Raw genomic sequence first — 16236 nt, 5'->3', positions numbered from 1 at the left:
GGCTGTTCCAAAGTAGTCACCCGTCTTGGGACAGCCCCGCCTTTACTACATCTCTCCTCTTCCGACCCTAAACCATTCGACATCCACATACCCTCTGTCTGGATGATCCTCCTTACAAACCGCGAACAATCCAACCTTGGCTCCGACCCAGTGACCTTTTTCCGCTACGAAATCCTTTTTCCCGCACGGCATGTAACGACCGTCAGCAGCAGCGTAATCGAAGCGGCATATCGCACCAGGATGAACCGTGACCCGAATCGTTACCTTCCCATCATTCCATCCGCCGGACCATACGATATTCTCCTCCTTGTCATTCCCTTTGGCTTGAATAATCTCCATCCCGGATCCGTCCGTTTTCATCCGAACGCCGACATAGGCGAAGGTTCGTCCGAATATGATCAGACCCGCCCGTTCACCGGGCTTGAGTGACGTTCCATCCAGTTTGGCTTCCGCATGAAATACTTCAGCCGGAAATTTCTGCAGCAGCAAGTGAGGGGCATCGTAGATCGTTTGCGATGGCCGGTGCTCCGGCACGGGAAAGGAGAATAATCGCAAATGGCTGTCCTTCTCGAATGCGTACCAATCCGGATTCGGATTGGCCTGCCATTGCCACTGAAGGCCAAGCGTTGCGCCTTCGAATTCGTCCGAATCGTCCGGGGCTTGAATCATATGCTCCCCAAGGACACTTGGCTTCGGATAACGCAGAACCGGTTCGCCGATCCCGTCTCCATTCGTGTCGATCCCGATCTGCGGCCAATCATCCACCCAGCGCATGGGCTGCAGATGTGTTATTCGTCCGTAAGCCCCCTTGTCTTGAAAATGCATAAACCACGATTCTCCCGATGCCAGCTCCACCCAGCCGCCTTGATGCGGACCGTTAACCGGGCCATCGCCTTGATGCAGCACGATTTTGTCCTCATAAGGGCCAAAGACCGAGGTAGACCGAAGCACGGTCTGCCAACCCGTTGATACTCCTCCGGCAGGAGCAAAGATATAATAATAGCCATTCCGTTTATACAGCTTCGGGCCCTCCATCGTCGGATGGCGCTCGGTCCCGTCGAAGACGATCTGACCTTCATCCAGCAGCTGTTTTCCATCCGAGGACATCCGGCACATTCGTAATAGATGCTTGATGCCGCATCTGCTTTTGGCAAACGCGTGAACCAGGTAAGCCTGGCCGTCATCGTCCCAGAACGGGCACGGGTCGATTAAGCCTTTTCCCTCTTGAACCAGATGGAGTGGCGTCCAGCTGCCTGCCGGGTCCTCTGCTGTGCTCATCAAGATGCCGACATCCGGATCTCCATAGAACACCCAGTACTTGCCGTCATGGAATCGAAGGGCCGGAGCCCAGACGCCGTTCCCATGCTGCGGGACGTCATAGCCCGGCAGATCCATCCGTGGCAGCACATGATTCATGATCTTCCAGTTAATTAAATCCTTCGAATGCAGAATCGGCAGTCCCGGCAGATGGCCAAAGCTGGAGGCTGTCATATAGAAATCTTCCCCTACCCGGATCACATCCGGATCCGAATAATCCGCATGAAGCACCGGATTCACGAACGTTCCGTCTCCCTGATCCGACAACCACGGTTTGTTCTGTAATGCTTGCATTGTTAACGATGAGTGCATCATATAGAACCTCCTACCCTTGAATCTTCTAACCGCTCCATTTCCAGACTTGCAAGGATGAAAGGCGCGACGCCGATCTGGGCGTCCGACACCACTTTCTCGCCGATGTAATATTCGTAAGAGCCGTTGCGGTCGTCGCTGAGCCCCGCTCCATGGCATATGGAATGTAGATGCACGCCGGTATCGTTAACCTCGACAAACCGCTGTACCAAACCTTCGTAAGCCCTTTCCGCAATGGATCTTGAAGACTGTTCCAGGTATTGAAGCCGCACTCCCTTGGCCAATGCATAAATAAACATCGAGGAGCCGGAGGTTTCGAGATAATTGCCTTCCCGGAAGCCTTGATCGAGCACCTGGAACCACAGCCCGCTCTCTTTTTCCTGATACCGTCCCAGCGCCCGGCTTAACCGTTCGAATATGCCCATGATCGTACCGCGCTTCGGATGATCCACCGGGAAATACTCGAGACTGTCCACCAGCGCCATTGCATACCAGCCTAAGGCCCTGCTCCAATAATGCGGGGAGCGGCCGCTTTCCGGATCGGCCCATACTTGTTCCTTCGCTTCATCCCATCCGTGATACAAGAGCCCCGTTGTGCGATCCCGGGTTCTTCGCTCCACCAGCAGAAGCTGATGGGCTACCTCGTCGAACCATTCAGGTCGGTTGTAGGTTTTCGCATATTGCGCCAGAAATGGCGAAGACATATAGAGCCCATCCAGCCACATCTGAAACGGGTAAACTTTCTTGTGCCAGAACCCGCCGTCCGTCGTCCTGGGCTGGCCGATCAGCTGGGCGGCAAGCGTATGTGAAGCCTTTTCATAACGGGAGTCATGAAATCTGGCGCTCAGAGCAAATAAATTTTTCCCCTGGTTGATCTGGTCCAGATTATACTCTTCGATGCGATATCCCCGAATGTCCCCATCCGCTTGAACAAACAGATCCATATGCCTTTTCATGAAATCAATATAAGCATCCTTGCTATAACAATCCCCTGTGCGGGCGATCGCCATGAGCATCATCCCGGGTACATACGCCCAACGACGGGCAATTTCAGAGTGAAGTCCCTCGCTGTCCGCTTGACTGAGAATGGTATCCGCCGTCAAGACGGACCATCTGCTCTCTTGTTTCAAAACCGCCTCACCTCAATATCCTTGGAAGTTCTAATCACTAACTAATTATAAAGAAACGTAAATCATAAAAAATCCGGATTTGATGCCGAATCTCCCGCATATTTTGCATTTTATGCTCTGTTTCCCAATCAGCTTTCGTTCAAGAAGACAAGCAGAATAAGCTGCCATTTTTATAAATTCGGCATAAAAGGCAAAGAATGAACCGATTTAAACATCGGAGGTGTTATTATTAGAGCCTGCAATTCGATAACATGGATGAAAAATCCATAGAAGGAGCGTGTTCATCGATGAAAATCACAGTAGATCCCAGCGGACAAGGCGACTTCGTGACGGTACAGTCCGCTGTTGACTCGATTCCCGAGCAGGCCGATTCCCTTGTGATCCTCGAAATCAAAAAGGGTGTGTATTGCGAGAAAATCACGATCCCTTCATCGAAGCCAACTATTCGCATGATCGGCGAAGGAGCCGAAGAAACGATTCTTACCTATTCGGATAACGCCCACACCCTGGGGGAAGATGGTCAGCCCCTTGGCACCTTTCGCAGTGGAAGCTTGTATGTCTACGCCGACGATTTCAGCGCCGAACAATTGACCGTCCGCAACGATTCCGGACCTGGAACGGGCCAGGCTGTCGCCGCCTTTATCGATGCCGACCGGGTGTCCTTTCAGCATGTAAGGCTCGAAGACGATCAAGATACGCTCTATGTATCCGGCGGACGTCATTACTTTGCCGAATGCTTTATCGAAGGAGATGTCGATTTTATATTTGGGCCGGCAGCGGCCGTATTCGACAGGTGCATGATCCGCTGCAAGCGGTCCGGCGGTTACCTGACCGCAGCCAATACGCCGAAGGAAGCGGAGTTCGGCTATGTCTTTCTGGACTGTACTATATCGGGAGCGCCTGGCGTTGAGAACGTATACCTCGGCCGGCCGTGGCGCGATTACGCCAATGTGGTGTTCATCCGATGCGAGATGGACGGCTCGGTTCATCCGCAAGGCTGGCATAACTGGAACCAGCCGGATCGCGAGCAGACATCCCGTTATGCCGAATTCGACAGCCGCGGCCCCGGAGCAGCCCCCTCCCTGCGGGTTTCGTGGTCTAGGGACCTTACCGAAGCCGAGGCTAAACCGTTTACGATTGAACAAGTGCTCAGTGGACAAGACGGTTGGTGTTCGCCTTACGCACCAGGTTCATCTAAGCTGAAGAAAGGTTGATGATGATGACTGCACTGGCACGAGTCCGTCCCGAGGAGGTGGGTATTCCTCCATCAGCCATCCTCCGCTTTATGGAGGATATGACGGAAAGAAATATGAACCTGCACAGCTTTATGCTGCTCCGGCATGGCAAAGTGGCTGCTGAAGGCCACTACTACCCTTTTCGAAAGAATGCAAGGCATCCGATATTCTCCGTCAGCAAAAGCCTGACTTCTGCAGCCATCGGTATCGCCATTGGAGAAGGGCTAATCTCCCTGGAGGACAAGGTCATTGCATTTTTTCCGGACAAGCAGCCGGAGGCCGTACACCCGTATACGGCCAGCATGACCATCCGGCATCTGCTGAGCATGCAAACCGTTCACCGGAAATCCACCAATAAAGAGGCCCGGGATATCGTATTCGAATATCTTCATACGCCTCCAAGCCATCCCCCGGGTACCGTCTTTGCTTACGATACGACGGGTACGCATACGCTGTGTGCCATCCTCCAACGAGTCACGGGAACCACCGTGCACGAATATCTCGAAACACGCTTGTTCCAGCCCCTCGGGATGCAGGATATCGAATGGGAGACCTGTCCGCTCGGCATTAACCAGGGCGGCAGCGGAGCTTATTGCACGCCCGAGGATATGGCAAGGTTCGGCCAGCTTTATCTGCAGGACGGAGTCTGGAACGGGATCCGGATTCTGCCGGAGGGCTGGGTAGAACAAAGCACATCCAAGGCGGTCGATAACTCCAGTGCCGGAATTCTTTTGGAAGGTCGAAGCGGGTACGGATACCAGTTCTGGCGGGCCAGGCGTCAAGCCTACTGCGCTTTCGGCGCGGGTGGACAATTCATCCTCGTCATGCCGGAACAAGATGCCGTTTTCGTCTCGACGGCCAACACCATGCTGAACCGGGATGAGCACCAAGGGATCCTGGATAGCGTTTGGACGCATCTGGTTCCTTCAATGAGTGCGTTCTGCCCCCTTGATGATGCCGATTATCAACGGATGCAGCAGCGTCTGAGCGCTTTGAAACTCCATCTGCCGAAGGGAAGCTCCTCCTCCACAGCGGCCACGGAGGTCTCTGGGCAGCAATACCGCCTCTCAGCAAATGAGCCGGGTTGGATGTATTGTCGCTTTACGTTCAGTGAGCAACAATGCGAGCTCATTTTCGTACATGAAACCGGTCATGCCAGGGTTTTATGCTCCATGAACGATTGGCATATCGGTCCTGATCCTTTTTATGGCCTTCCCTCCGCCTGTGGTGCCGTATGGGCAGACTCGTCGACTTGCTTGATCCACATTCAACTGCTGGAGGTGCAGCAGATGTTTATCCTGACCTGCCGTTTCGACCGCGATGGGCTTGTGCTGCAAATCAAGCCGGCAGGGGCGCTCAGCACGAATCATTTGGACCTCGTGCTCATCGGAACGAAAATCGATGCTCCATGAACCGAGAGACAAAGCAGCCAAGTACGTAAAAGGTACTTCCTTTTCCTTGCCGCTTTGTCTCTCGTTATCATTATTAATGACCGCTATTCTTGATTCTCGTAGGACTCTTTATATTCCGCAGCCATTTGATCGCCGCCGCTCTTTCTCCATCTCTCCACTTCGGCCTTCCAGCCGGCCTCGTCAATCTGTCCCATAATAAACTTGGTTTGCGCATCGGTGATGATCTGCTCCAGCTCGCCGCCGCGTTCATTATACGTATTGGATTTCAAGGTAAGCGCCGGATTCGGCACAATATAGTTCTCGTTCTCGTACACGATTTGTTTATTTTTGTTGAACAGCTCCGTTCCTTTCGGTTTCTTCTCCATGTTGTACAAATCTCCCCGTTGCGGAAACGTATCGCGATAAGGCTTGACCTCTTGAGCGTCCTTATCCGCATCGATCGTTACGGTATAATCGCCTTCGACTTCGTAATGAACGCCTTCGATACCTTTATTAATGACATTAACCATCTCCGGATCCAGGAGCTTGTCAACGAAGGTCAGCACTTTAGCCAGCTCCTCTTCAGACTTGACCGTCGATTTCGGGATCGCCAGAAAGCCGGTATTACCGCTTTCCCCCGGAACCCGAACGCCTTCAGGTCCTTGCAGCGCCGATACGTCGACAACCGCTTCCGGAACGACCTTCTCCAGCTTGGTTTGCAGCGATTGGCCGTTACCGCCGGAGATCCGGATATTCGCGCGGCCCGATTCATACACCTTATTGAGCTCGGAGGAATCCACCACGGCGAAATCCTGGTTGATCAGCTTCTCTTCATACAATCTTCGGAACAGGTTCATAACCTCGAAGAACTGCTCGGATTCGAACTCCGGATAGAAATTGCCCTGCTCGTCGATGCCCCATTTATTAGGTGCGCCTTGGGAAACGGCAAGCCGGGTCAATGTTGATGCGGTACCCTGGTTATAGCCTTTGTCCAGCATCATTCCGTAGGTGTCCCTTTTACCGTTGCCATCGGGGTCCTCTTCCGTGCTGTACCGGATAATTTCATACCAATCATCCAGGGTCACCGGCTCCTTCAAGCCGGCTGCATCGAGCCAGTCCTTGCGGTAGCTGACGATCGCCCGGCCCATGTCCCGGAAAAGAGGGATGCCGTATACTTTGCCGTTCACGCTGATATTATCGTAATAGGCTTGCGGCTGTGCGGCCAAATTCGGGTAATTTTTCAAATGGGTTGTGATATCCCAGAACAGATCGGCTTCGAGCGAGCTGATGGTTGTTGGCGTATAGTTCAGCTTGATCAGCTTCGGAAGCTCATTGGAAGCGACCATGACGTTAACCTTCTCGTCGTATGCGGAGTAAGGTATCCACTGAATCCGCAGATCCGTGTTCGTGTATTCGCGTATTTTTTCCTCCATCGGATTGTTCGGGTCAGGTATTTCTCCCACCTGGTTCACCACCAGAGTGAGCGGATAAGGCCCGTCGCCATTGACCCCGCTCCCGCCGCTCTTGTCTCCGCAAGCCGTTACAACCATCATCCCCGCCAGCAACGCCATCACGGTTGTCATCCATCTTTTCTTCATCATTACCCCTCCATCATATTTATTCTATAAGAAACCCCTCTTTGGGAAGAAGGCGCATCGAACCGATTAACCTTTCACAGAGCCGAGCATGACGCCCTTCGCAAAATGCTTCTGCAGAAAAGGATACACGAGCAGAATCGGCACGGTGGCAAAGACGATGACCGCCATACGGATCGTTAACGGCTGCACGTCCATTTCGTCAAAGCTGGCATCCCCCACGCGGCTCTGTGCCAAAATCACGATTTCCCTAAGCAGGACCTGAATCGGCCACTTCTCGTTATCATTGATGTACAGAATCGCATTGAAAAACGTGTTCCAGTGAGCAACCGCATAGAACAATCCAAATGTCGCCATGGCCGGAAGGGACAAGGGAAGCACGATCCGTATCAGGACTCCCAGGTCGTTACAGCCGTCGATTTTTGCGGAATCCTCCAGCCCGTCGGGAATCTGCTGGAAGAAATTCTTCAGCACGATCAGGTTAAACGCACTGATGGCATTGGGAATCATCAAAGACCATAACGTGTTGGTCAGATTCAATCCATTCACGACAAAGTACGTTGGAATCATGCCACCGCTAAAGTGCATCGTGATCAATACACCGAGAAGGATGGGATTTCTCCCCCGGAGATGAGGCTTGGACAACGGATAAGCCATCAGCGACGTAAACGCCAGGTTGATCAGCGTTCCTACTACCGTAATATAGATCGACACGAGCAAGCTTCGCGGCAGTGTATCCGACGAGAAAATATATTGATACGATACGAGCGACCATTCTTTGGGCCATAGAATCAACCCGCCTTTGGCGACTTCCGCCGGACTGGCAAAGGATACCGCCAGCACATACACGAATGGCAGAACACACACGATCGCAACGATGAATAATACCGAATGGTTAATGATATCAAACAGGCGATTGCCCCAGGTTTGATCTTGACGCACTTGTATTCCCTCCTGTCATCTTAGAAAAAATGCATCCGCAGCGTCGTCCTAGTACACGCCTTCTTCCCCGAATCGCTTGGCCATCCAGTTTGATCCGAGAACCAGAATCAATCCGACAAAGGATTTAAACAGGCCGACGGCGGCACTGTAACTGTACTGGGCCTGCGTCATCCCTTTGGTGTACACGTACGTATCGAATACTTCACTCACTTCCCGATTCGTGGGCGTGATCATGAGGAAGATTTGCTCGAAGCCCGAGTCCAGGAAGTTGCCTAAACGAAGAATAAGCAAAATGATGATCGTGCTTCGGATGGCCGGCAGCGTAATATGCCACAGCTGGCGCCAGCGTCCGGCTCCGTCGATCCGTGCGGCCTCATACTGCTGCAGATCTACGCCTGCAAGGGCGGCAAGAAAGATCACGGTGCCCCAGCCCACTTCCTTCCATATCGACTGGGAAACAATCATCGTCCGAAACCAATCCTTCTCCAGCAAGAATGCGATTTTCTCGCCCGTTATCTGGTAAATGATCTCATTGAGAAGGCCGTTCTCGGTCGTAAACAGAATATAGAAAATACCTACAACGACAACCCAGGATACAAAATGCGGAATATAGATCAACGTTTGTACAAATCGTTTGAAGCGTTCCCGCCTTAACTCATTCAGCATGAGCGCCAATATAATCGGCAGCGGAAAGAAAAAGATCAGATTATATAACGCTAAAATAATGGTGTTTCGAAAGAGCATCCAAAACTGCGGCTCACTGAAAAAGCGCTCGAAATGCTTGAACCCGACCCACGGGCTGCCAAAAAATCCGGTATGCGGCTTGTAATCTTGAAAAGCCATCGTCACCCCGTACATCGGAACATATTTAAATACGATAAAATACAGCACGCCGGGCAGCAGCATCAGATACATCCACCTGTCCCTGACCAGATCCCTCAGTAATAGCTTTCTTTTCTCCAGACTCAGTTCCCCTTTTACTTGCATGCCTGCCGCAGCCGGAGTTTGATTAGATTTCATAGCACCTCTCCTCAAAGTTTTGTGAGCGTTGCTTCCTGAATCGGTTTCGAACTAAACTCGCTTCGGAAGCATCGGCATTGCCTGTTTGAACATCGTTCTTGTTGCCCGATTGTATGCGTTTTCATGTTTTTATTATCCGTCACGAAATTCGTGTAAGGCTATACTCCGTTCATGACTTCAAGCACCAACCTTCGATAAATGCCTATCCTGCAAGGAAGGTAAGATATCACGGTTTTCCGTCGCATATGCCGTATTCTACCTATAGCGTGCCGCTGATGACATACAGTCTTAGTTGGTTCTTCGCGCCGTACGTTAGCAGCACACTGATTGATTCGTGCAGCGATTTCCGTAACCCCGCTCGAGCGTTTATTGGAGCAAAAAAGCTGCTCCATCACCGTAAAACATGCTAGGGATGGAACAGCTTTCTTGGATTGATATGGTGATTTCATCATAAGATGAGCCCGCTCCATCATGCCTGGGTGTGTCTACATCTTTGAAAGGAGGTGCTAATCATCCCTTCCCTTCTTCACTGTTGAGCTGCTCCCGATACTGGCCGGGAGTTAACCCAAACGCACGACGGAACGTACGGATAAAGGCGCTAATATTCGTGTAGCTCACTTTCCTGCCGATTTCCGAGACCTTCATCTCGGTCGTGGCCAGTAGATTTTTGGCGATATTCATTCGGTACTCGCTAATGTATTCACTGAAGGAGACGCCCATTTCTTTCTTAAATACACGGCTGATATAAGCCGGATTAAAATTCATGACCGCCGCACAATAGTCGAGCGAAATATCTTGACCGTACTGCTCCTGCACGATATCAACGATTCGGCGGGTGATGTTCACGAACTGTTTATCGGCCATATCTTCCAAAATTTCGATTACAGGCTTAAACAACCTGGAGTGGAACCAGCTCGCAATTTCGGTTCGTGTCTGCAGCCTGAACAGATGCTTCAGCTCCTCTTCGCCATTCCATACTTGCTGCATCGACAGTCCTTGCTCCTGGGCTATGCCAACGGTCCTGGACGCCAGCTGCAGCAGCAATAAATGATGCTCTTGATGAAACCCGTCCTTGCACAGCAATTTGTCCAAATAACGCTGAAACAGCTGCTCCACCTTTTCAAGCTGTCGTTCTTCCATGGCAAGCATCATCTGATCCTCGATCAGCCTTAATTTCGTGTATACCGTCTTCTCAGTATTAGCTTGATCCTCAATATCGGCATAACGCACGATGATATTCGACCCGAGAATAAATCGCAGTTTGAGTGCCGCACTGCTTTCTTTATAGGCACGCTTCGCATCGGACAACCGCTTAAACGGGTGGCTGATGCCGATGCTGCATTCGAGCCCGAGGTATTCATGAACCTTGGCTTTGATATGCTGAGCGGTCTCATAGAACATAGCTAGACCAGCTTCGGCACTCTTCTCATTACTGGTTAACAGCGTTACCTGGGAATGATTCAGCACGATCGGACTGAAACGCGCCTCTACGGGCAAGGTTTCCGACACGATATTGCTGACCGCAAACAGAAGAAGCTCCCGGTCCTGTTCCTGAAACCGCGACTGCTGAAGGTTATCCAACTCAAGCTGCAGCACGCCGAGGCTTCCCCAGCCCGTTGGAAACCCGTAGCGTTCGGAAGCGTATTGGTCATCGGCTCCGGACATATGCTCGGTAAACAGCTTCAGGACATAGAATTCCCGTAGATGCACCGTCTGGGATTTCATCTGTTTGTCCAGCTCGTTTCTTGAAACGGCTAGGGAGGTCAAGCTCTCCCGGATGGACTCAAACTCATCTTTCCGGTAGTCATCGGTCTGCTGCGGCTGAACGTTCGTCGCGAACTCGTGGAGTTTGCGGATTGGAGAATACATCCTGCGGCTGCCAAACCAGGAAGCGATCAGCACGGTCACAATAATCCCGAAACAGGCTGCGGCTGTAATCAGTGCAATGTTCCCTGTCTGATCGGTCACTTTATCCAGCGATACGACGGATACATAGGTCCAGCCGTTATAATCCGATTTGGTGTACAGCACGCTCACCTTATTGCCTTCGCTTTCTGCGTGAAATGCGCCTTGGGGTTCAACGGACTGCCCAATCCTTGATAAGACCTCTCCGTTGATCGAGCGGTAAGCCTCCCGATCCTGAACCGGCGACAGGAACGCTTCTCCCTGCTCGTTCAGGATATATTGGCTGGCCCGCAAATTGACGGGTTCCAGCATGCTCCGGATATCTTTGGCGGTGATTTGCAGAATCAGAATGCCGGACGGAGCGGCGTTTTTCGACAGAAGCGGTAATTTGTGTACCAGCCGAAGAGTTGTCGCCGTTTGTTCGGCACTGTTCCAGTAATCCGTCTCCGCAGGATTCGAGGTCTGCGGGATTTCCCCCGATCCCGCTGCCCAGAATATGCTTTCATGGGTATTCAGATACCGGTCGAATTCGGCTTTGTTCATGCCCTCCAGCGGTTTGAGTGAGTTTAAATCCACGACCCATTCATGCTTCAGATTGACGACGTACACCTGGTTTAATATGGTCTGCGTCTGCAGGTTGAACATTTCCTTCGTCAGTTCCCGGACCTTGATAAAATCCTGTCCGCTTAACTTGCTGTCCATCACGGACTTCAGCAGCGAAGAGTTCTCAAACTGCAAGGCGGTTCTTTGCATGGAATCGAGCACCTGCTCCACCCTCATCCGGGTCTGGTTCAGCAGATGCATATTGCCTTCGTTCACCTTCTCCTCCACATCTTTGGCGGCGATGAAATAAGAGAAGAATCCGATAAGAATCGTCGGAAAGGATCCCAGCAGCAAACTGTATATGAGTATTTTGGATTTGAATGTTCCCAATATCGTCTGCTCCTTCTTGGCCTTGGATGTAAAGAACAGGATCACCTGGACCGAATAAATGGATATGTACAACCGAATGATAACGCTTGCATTATAATAATTTAAAAATCATAACATACCCGAGCATTAATTTTTAGTCTTCACATGCTTTTTTGTTAGCATTATGATGTCTTTTTGTTTTGCGATAATGGGCCACCGGTCCACTCATATCGAAACAAGCTCTTGCGAACCGCAAGAGCTTGTTTTACCATAAGCCAGATTTCAGGCTGGAAATTCCACTTATTCTGCAGAGTCGGTAACCGCGCCTCTCGATGCTGAGGACACTAATTTTGCATATTTGTACAATACGCCCGTGGAAACTTTGAGTGGAGGCTGCTGCCATGCTTGTGCCCTCGCAGCCAATTCGGAATCCGATACGTCGAACGTCATTTCTTGCGTTTCGCTGTCGATCGTGATCATGTCTCCATTCCTCAGCAGCGCGATCGGCCCGCCTACCTGTGCTTCAGGCGCAACGTGACCGACAACGAACCCATGCGAGCCGCCAGAGAACCTGCCGTCCGTAATCAGCGCAACCTCTCCGCCGAGACCCTTGCCTACAATGAGTGCCGTGACCGACAGCATCTCCGGCATACCCGGGCCGCCCTTAGGACCGCAATAACGAATGACTAACACGTCGCCCTTGCATATTTCATCTCTCAAGATCGCTTCGGTTGCATCCTCCTCGCTGTCATACACCTTGGCCGGTCCGACAAAACGCAGCTTCTTCATACCCGACATTTTGGCAACCGCACCTTCTGGCGCGAGATTGCCTCTTAATACAACCAATGGCCCGTTCGGCTTCAGCGGCTTATCGATGGGGCGAATGATTTCCTGGCTGCCCTCTAACGGCGCAGCTTCCGCCAGATTCTCTGCCAATGATTTACCTGTGACCGTCAGACAATCGCCATGCAGAAGCCCCTCGGCGAGCAATAATTTCATGACGCCCGGTACGCCGCCGACTTCGTTTAAGTCCTGCATGGCATGTCGTCCGCTTGGCTTCAGGTCTGCAAGGTGGGGAACTCGCAAACGGATTCGCTCGAAATCGTCTAACGTCAAATCTACGCCAACCGAATGAGCGATGGCAAGCAAATGCAGGAACGCGTTGGTTGAACCGCCCAAAGCCATGACGACGGTTATCGCATTCTCAAACGCTTTTTTTGTCATGATGTCCCTGGGATAGATTTCTTGCTCCAACAAGGAGAGGACCTGTCTTCCAGCCGCAGCGCATTCCGCTGCTTTGTCTGGTGAAATAGCCGGCGTGGAAGAGGAGCCGGGCAGGCTCATCCCCATGGCTTCTGCCGCAGCGGCCATCGTATTGGCTGTATACATGCCCCCGCAAGAGCCCGGTCCCGGGCAGACGCTGCATTCCACCTTGTGTAACTGCTCCTCCGTCATTTTTCCGTCATGATATTGCCCGACCGCTTCGAAAGCCGTGACGATATCCACGTTCTTGCCATCGAGCTTCCCGGGCTGTATCGTACCGCCGTAAACATAAACCGCAGGAAGATTCATCCGTCCGATTGCCATCAGGCAAGCGGGCGTATTCTTGTCGCAACCGCCGATCGCCACCAGACCATCGAAACGTTCGGCCCCCGTCACGATCTCAATCGAATCTGCGATGGCTTCTCGGCTGGGCAGGGAGAACAGCATGCCGCCGTGTCCCATCGAAATGCCATCGGAAACCGTGATCGTGTTGAAAATAAGCGGAGCGCCGCCATGGTTGCGTACCCCTTGCTTGGCCTCTATGGCTAGCTTGTCGATATGCATATTACAAGGGGTCACTTCGCTCCAAGTGCTGGCTACGCCAATCATCGGTTTCTTAAAATCCGCATCCGTGAAACCAACAGCCCGCAGCATCGCCCTGTTCGGTACCCTGTTGACGCCCTCACTGATTACCTTACTGCGAATGCGTAAATCTTTTTTGTTTGTCATCCTTCCTTCTCCCCCTCTGTTTAGAGTAACCCGTGTAGTTCCTGCATGGGACGCATGAAGTTTTGTTTCATCATAGCTTGCGCCCGATCACCGTCCTTCTGCTCGAAAGCGCTGATGATCGAGGCATGCTCATCGACTGAAGCCTGTGTGGCAGCAATCGGCTGTTTTAAGAACACGTACTTAAACCGCCGGATATGCATCTGAAGCGAGGCACTATATGCAGCGACATAAGGATTATCTGACAGCTCCACGATGAAATTATGAAACTGTTCATCCAACTCCATGGCTTGATAAGCTTGCCCGCTCTTCATGGCATTTTCAAAATCCAGATTCATCGCCCGCAATTGCTGGATCTGCTCCGGAACAATGATGGTAGTGGTCACTTCAGCGGCCAATGCTTGAAGAACGGCCATGGTCGAATACATCTTAAAGATATCTTCCCTCTCAATGGCCGTAACTTTTGTTTCTTTTCCGGGGTGCGTGGACACGAGTCCTTGTACTTCAAGCAGTTGAAAAGCTTCCCGGATGGGCGTTCGGCTTACGCCAAGCGATTCCGCCAATTCGGCGTCGAGCAATTTCTCGCCGGGCTGAAGCGTGCCATCGATAATCCACCGTTGAATTTGGGAGAAGGCTCTTTCTTTTGCGGTCATTCGTACGGGAGAGACATAATTCTTAGGAACTGGCATGACTTATCATCCTTACTCTTTAAGTTTGTTATATGCAATATATCGCATTCATATATTAAATACAATACTTAGAGGGCTTCGTTTGATAAAAATAACAAACAGAGGAAATACTTAATCAAACTATCCAACAGCTAAGGACCACCGTTTAAACAAGTGAGGTGTAAACAACCATGCCATTTTCCACATGGACGGGTTCAAACCAATCCCGTAACGAAGCCTCTTCCAACTCAAATGATGCGAGTTCAGATGGCCGGAACATATCGGAGAGCTTAGAAGAGACCACATCCGAAATCAAGAAAATTCTCGGCGATAACGACGATTTTATGATACATCCCTTCCATGTGTTCGGGCAGCATCCGGCCGTATTGTTTTATTTCTCCGATATGACGGATCACGCCGTCATTAATAATACTTTATTAAGACCACTTAAATATGGCCCTCGCCATCTCGATGTTTCAGACCTCCCTCGCCATGCGTTGATGGACACTTTGATGAAGGATACGCTTTATCACAGCGAAGGATACTCGGAACGAAAAATCTCCGTGCTCACCGACAATCTTCTAAGGGGACAGTCTGTCGTAGCGATCGAAGGGCTGGACGAGGCCATCATCATTGATACGCGAAAAATATCGCAGCGTTCAATAGAACAGCCGGCGACGGAACAGGTGATCCGCGGGGCACGGGAAGGATTCATCGAGACGCTCGGTACCAACATTTCCCTGCTCCGCTACCGGCTGCAAACGCCGGATTTCCGCGTGAAATCCATGGAGATCGGAACGAAAACAAAATCCAAGGTTGCGGTCTGTTACATGGATGGCATCACCAATCCCGGCATCGTTAAAGAAGTGAATAAGCGCCTGGACGCCATTGAAATCGATGCCGTGCTGGATTCGGGGTATCTGGAACAGTTTATCGAAGACAATCATTGGTCTCCGTTTCCGCAAATCCAGTATACGGAGCGGCCCGACAAAGTCGTGGCGAATCTGCTGGAAGGCCGAGTGGCCATTCTGGTCGACGGTTCTCCGCTCGCCTTGATCGCTCCAACCGTATTCAGCCAGTTCTATCAAACGGTCGAAGATTATACCGAACGATTTCTATTGATGAGCGCGATTCGGCTGTCCCGCCTGGTGGCTTTGGTATTTTCCTTGGTTTTTCCTTCGTTGTATGTGGCGATTATCTCCTTTAATCCTGAGCTGATTCCCACGGAATTTGCGGTCGCCGTCGCAGGCGGACGTGCAGGCGTCCCTTTTCCGGCGATGGTCGAAGTGCTCGTTATTGAAATTTCGATGGAGGTTTTGCGGGAAGCCACGATCCGGTTGCCGCAGCAGGTGGGCGGCGCATTATCCATTGTCGGCGTGCTCGTCATCGGGCAAGCCGCGGTATCTGCCGGGTTCGCTAGTCCGATTACCATCGTCATCATTGCATTAACGACCATCGGATCTTTCGCAACGCCGGCCTACAACGCGGCGCTTGCGCTCCGTCTGCTGCGTTTTCCGCTGATCATATTGGCCGGGATCTTCGGATTGTACGGCGTCATGGTCGGCATCATCCTGATTGCCAATCATCTTTTGTCGCTTAAATCGTTCGGAGTTCCGTATCTAAGCCCATTCGTCCCAGGCAACTTTCAAGGCATGCGGGATCTTCTGACTCGCGGACCGCTGTGGAAGATGAAGAACAGGCCTTCCTTCCTCCACCCGCTTGACACATCAAGGCTCGGTGATCAAATGAAGGAGCAGGTGGATCATTCCTCAACCAATATCATGAATCCCGTCCAACCTAATGACGAGAAAGGTCGATAA

Annotated in this window: 11 protein-coding genes; 3 read left to right on the top strand and 8 right to left on the bottom strand. The window is 51.5% G+C overall.

Going from position 1 to position 16236, the window contains the following annotated elements; all coding sequences use genetic code 11:
- Positions 1-45: 45 nt before the first annotated feature.
- Positions 46-1632, bottom strand: a complete 1587-nt coding sequence (locus GYMC10_RS14115) for a glycoside hydrolase 43 family protein (protein WP_015735088.1) — start codon at positions 1630-1632, stop codon at positions 46-48.
- Complete coding sequence (locus tag GYMC10_RS14110) at positions 1629-2759, bottom strand: glycoside hydrolase family 105 protein (RefSeq protein WP_015735087.1); 1131 nt, start codon at positions 2757-2759, stop codon at positions 1629-1631. The genes GYMC10_RS14115 and GYMC10_RS14110 overlap by 4 nt, the downstream gene beginning before the upstream one ends.
- Positions 2760-3046: 287 nt before the next feature.
- Between GYMC10_RS14110 and GYMC10_RS14105 the strand changes: the two genes are divergently transcribed.
- Positions 3047-3973 carry a pectinesterase family protein gene (locus tag GYMC10_RS14105; protein ID WP_144374235.1) on the top strand — a complete coding sequence of 309 codons (927 nt, stop codon included), beginning with the start codon at positions 3047-3049 and terminating at the stop codon, positions 3971-3973.
- Positions 3973-5406 carry a serine hydrolase domain-containing protein gene (locus GYMC10_RS14100; protein ID WP_015735085.1) on the top strand — a complete coding sequence of 478 codons (1434 nt, stop codon included), beginning with the start codon at positions 3973-3975 and terminating at the stop codon, positions 5404-5406. Before GYMC10_RS14105 ends, GYMC10_RS14100 begins: the two co-directional genes overlap by 1 nt.
- Positions 5407-5489: 83 nt before the next feature.
- Here GYMC10_RS14100 and GYMC10_RS14095 read toward each other — a convergent pair whose 3' ends face one another.
- The 6 genes from GYMC10_RS14095 to GYMC10_RS14070 form a co-directional block, all read right to left on the bottom strand.
- Positions 5490-6983 carry an extracellular solute-binding protein gene (locus GYMC10_RS14095; protein WP_015735084.1) on the bottom strand — a complete coding sequence of 498 codons (1494 nt, stop codon included), beginning with the start codon at positions 6981-6983 and terminating at the stop codon, positions 5490-5492.
- Between the two features lie 66 nt (positions 6984-7049).
- On the bottom strand, positions 7050-7922 hold the full coding sequence (locus GYMC10_RS14090) for a carbohydrate ABC transporter permease (protein ID WP_015735083.1): 873 nt from the start codon (positions 7920-7922) through the stop codon (positions 7050-7052).
- A gap of 48 nt (positions 7923-7970) precedes the next feature.
- Complete coding sequence (locus tag GYMC10_RS14085; protein WP_260871347.1) at positions 7971-8909, bottom strand: ABC transporter permease; 939 nt, start codon at positions 8907-8909, stop codon at positions 7971-7973.
- A 543-nt stretch (positions 8910-9452) separates the two neighbouring features.
- Positions 9453-11780, bottom strand: a complete 2328-nt coding sequence (locus tag GYMC10_RS14080; protein ID WP_015735081.1) for an AraC family transcriptional regulator — start codon at positions 11778-11780, stop codon at positions 9453-9455.
- Positions 11781-12059: 279 nt separating this feature from the next.
- Positions 12060-13751 carry a dihydroxy-acid dehydratase gene (gene ilvD, locus GYMC10_RS14075; protein ID WP_015735080.1) on the bottom strand — a complete coding sequence of 564 codons (1692 nt, stop codon included), beginning with the start codon at positions 13749-13751 and terminating at the stop codon, positions 12060-12062.
- 20 nt (positions 13752-13771) lie between these two features.
- A complete protein-coding gene (locus GYMC10_RS14070) occupies positions 13772-14437 on the bottom strand; it encodes a GntR family transcriptional regulator (RefSeq protein WP_015735079.1) in 666 nt (221 codons plus the stop codon).
- Positions 14438-14607: 170 nt separating this feature from the next.
- Here GYMC10_RS14070 and GYMC10_RS14065 point away from each other — a divergent pair, with 170 nt between their 5' ends.
- Entirely contained in the window at positions 14608-16236 is a 1629-nt protein-coding gene (locus GYMC10_RS14065) for a spore germination protein (RefSeq protein ID WP_015735078.1), read from the top strand.

The sequence above is a fragment of the Paenibacillus sp. Y412MC10 genome (assembly GCF_000024685.1).
Taxonomy (GTDB): Bacteria; Bacillota; Bacilli; order Paenibacillales; family Paenibacillaceae; genus Paenibacillus_AQ; species Paenibacillus_AQ lautus_A.
Note: the sequence above shows the minus strand (reverse complement) of the source record. Positions and strands in the feature narration are given on the sequence as shown.

Excerpts from the sequence above, each read along its gene's own strand:
- GYMC10_RS14100 (WP_015735085.1), top strand. The coding sequence starts at position 3,973 with ATGATGATGACTGCACTGGCACGAGTCCGTCCCGAGGAGGTGGGTATT.
- GYMC10_RS14070 (WP_015735079.1), bottom strand. The coding sequence starts at position 14,437 with ATGCCAGTTCCTAAGAATTATGTCTCTCCCGTACGAATGACCGCAAAA.
- GYMC10_RS14115 (WP_015735088.1), bottom strand. The coding sequence starts at position 1,632 with ATGATGCACTCATCGTTAACAATGCAAGCATTACAGAACAAACCGTGG.
- GYMC10_RS14065 (WP_015735078.1), top strand. The coding sequence starts at position 14,608 with ATGCCATTTTCCACATGGACGGGTTCAAACCAATCCCGTAACGAAGCC.
- ilvD (WP_015735080.1), bottom strand. The coding sequence starts at position 13,751 with ATGACAAACAAAAAAGATTTACGCATTCGCAGTAAGGTAATCAGTGAG.
- GYMC10_RS14085 (WP_260871347.1), bottom strand. The coding sequence starts at position 8,909 with ATGCAAGTAAAAGGGGAACTGAGTCTGGAGAAAAGAAAGCTATTACTG.
- GYMC10_RS14095 (WP_015735084.1), bottom strand. The coding sequence starts at position 6,983 with ATGAAGAAAAGATGGATGACAACCGTGATGGCGTTGCTGGCGGGGATG.
- GYMC10_RS14105 (WP_144374235.1), top strand. The coding sequence starts at position 3,047 with ATGAAAATCACAGTAGATCCCAGCGGACAAGGCGACTTCGTGACGGTA.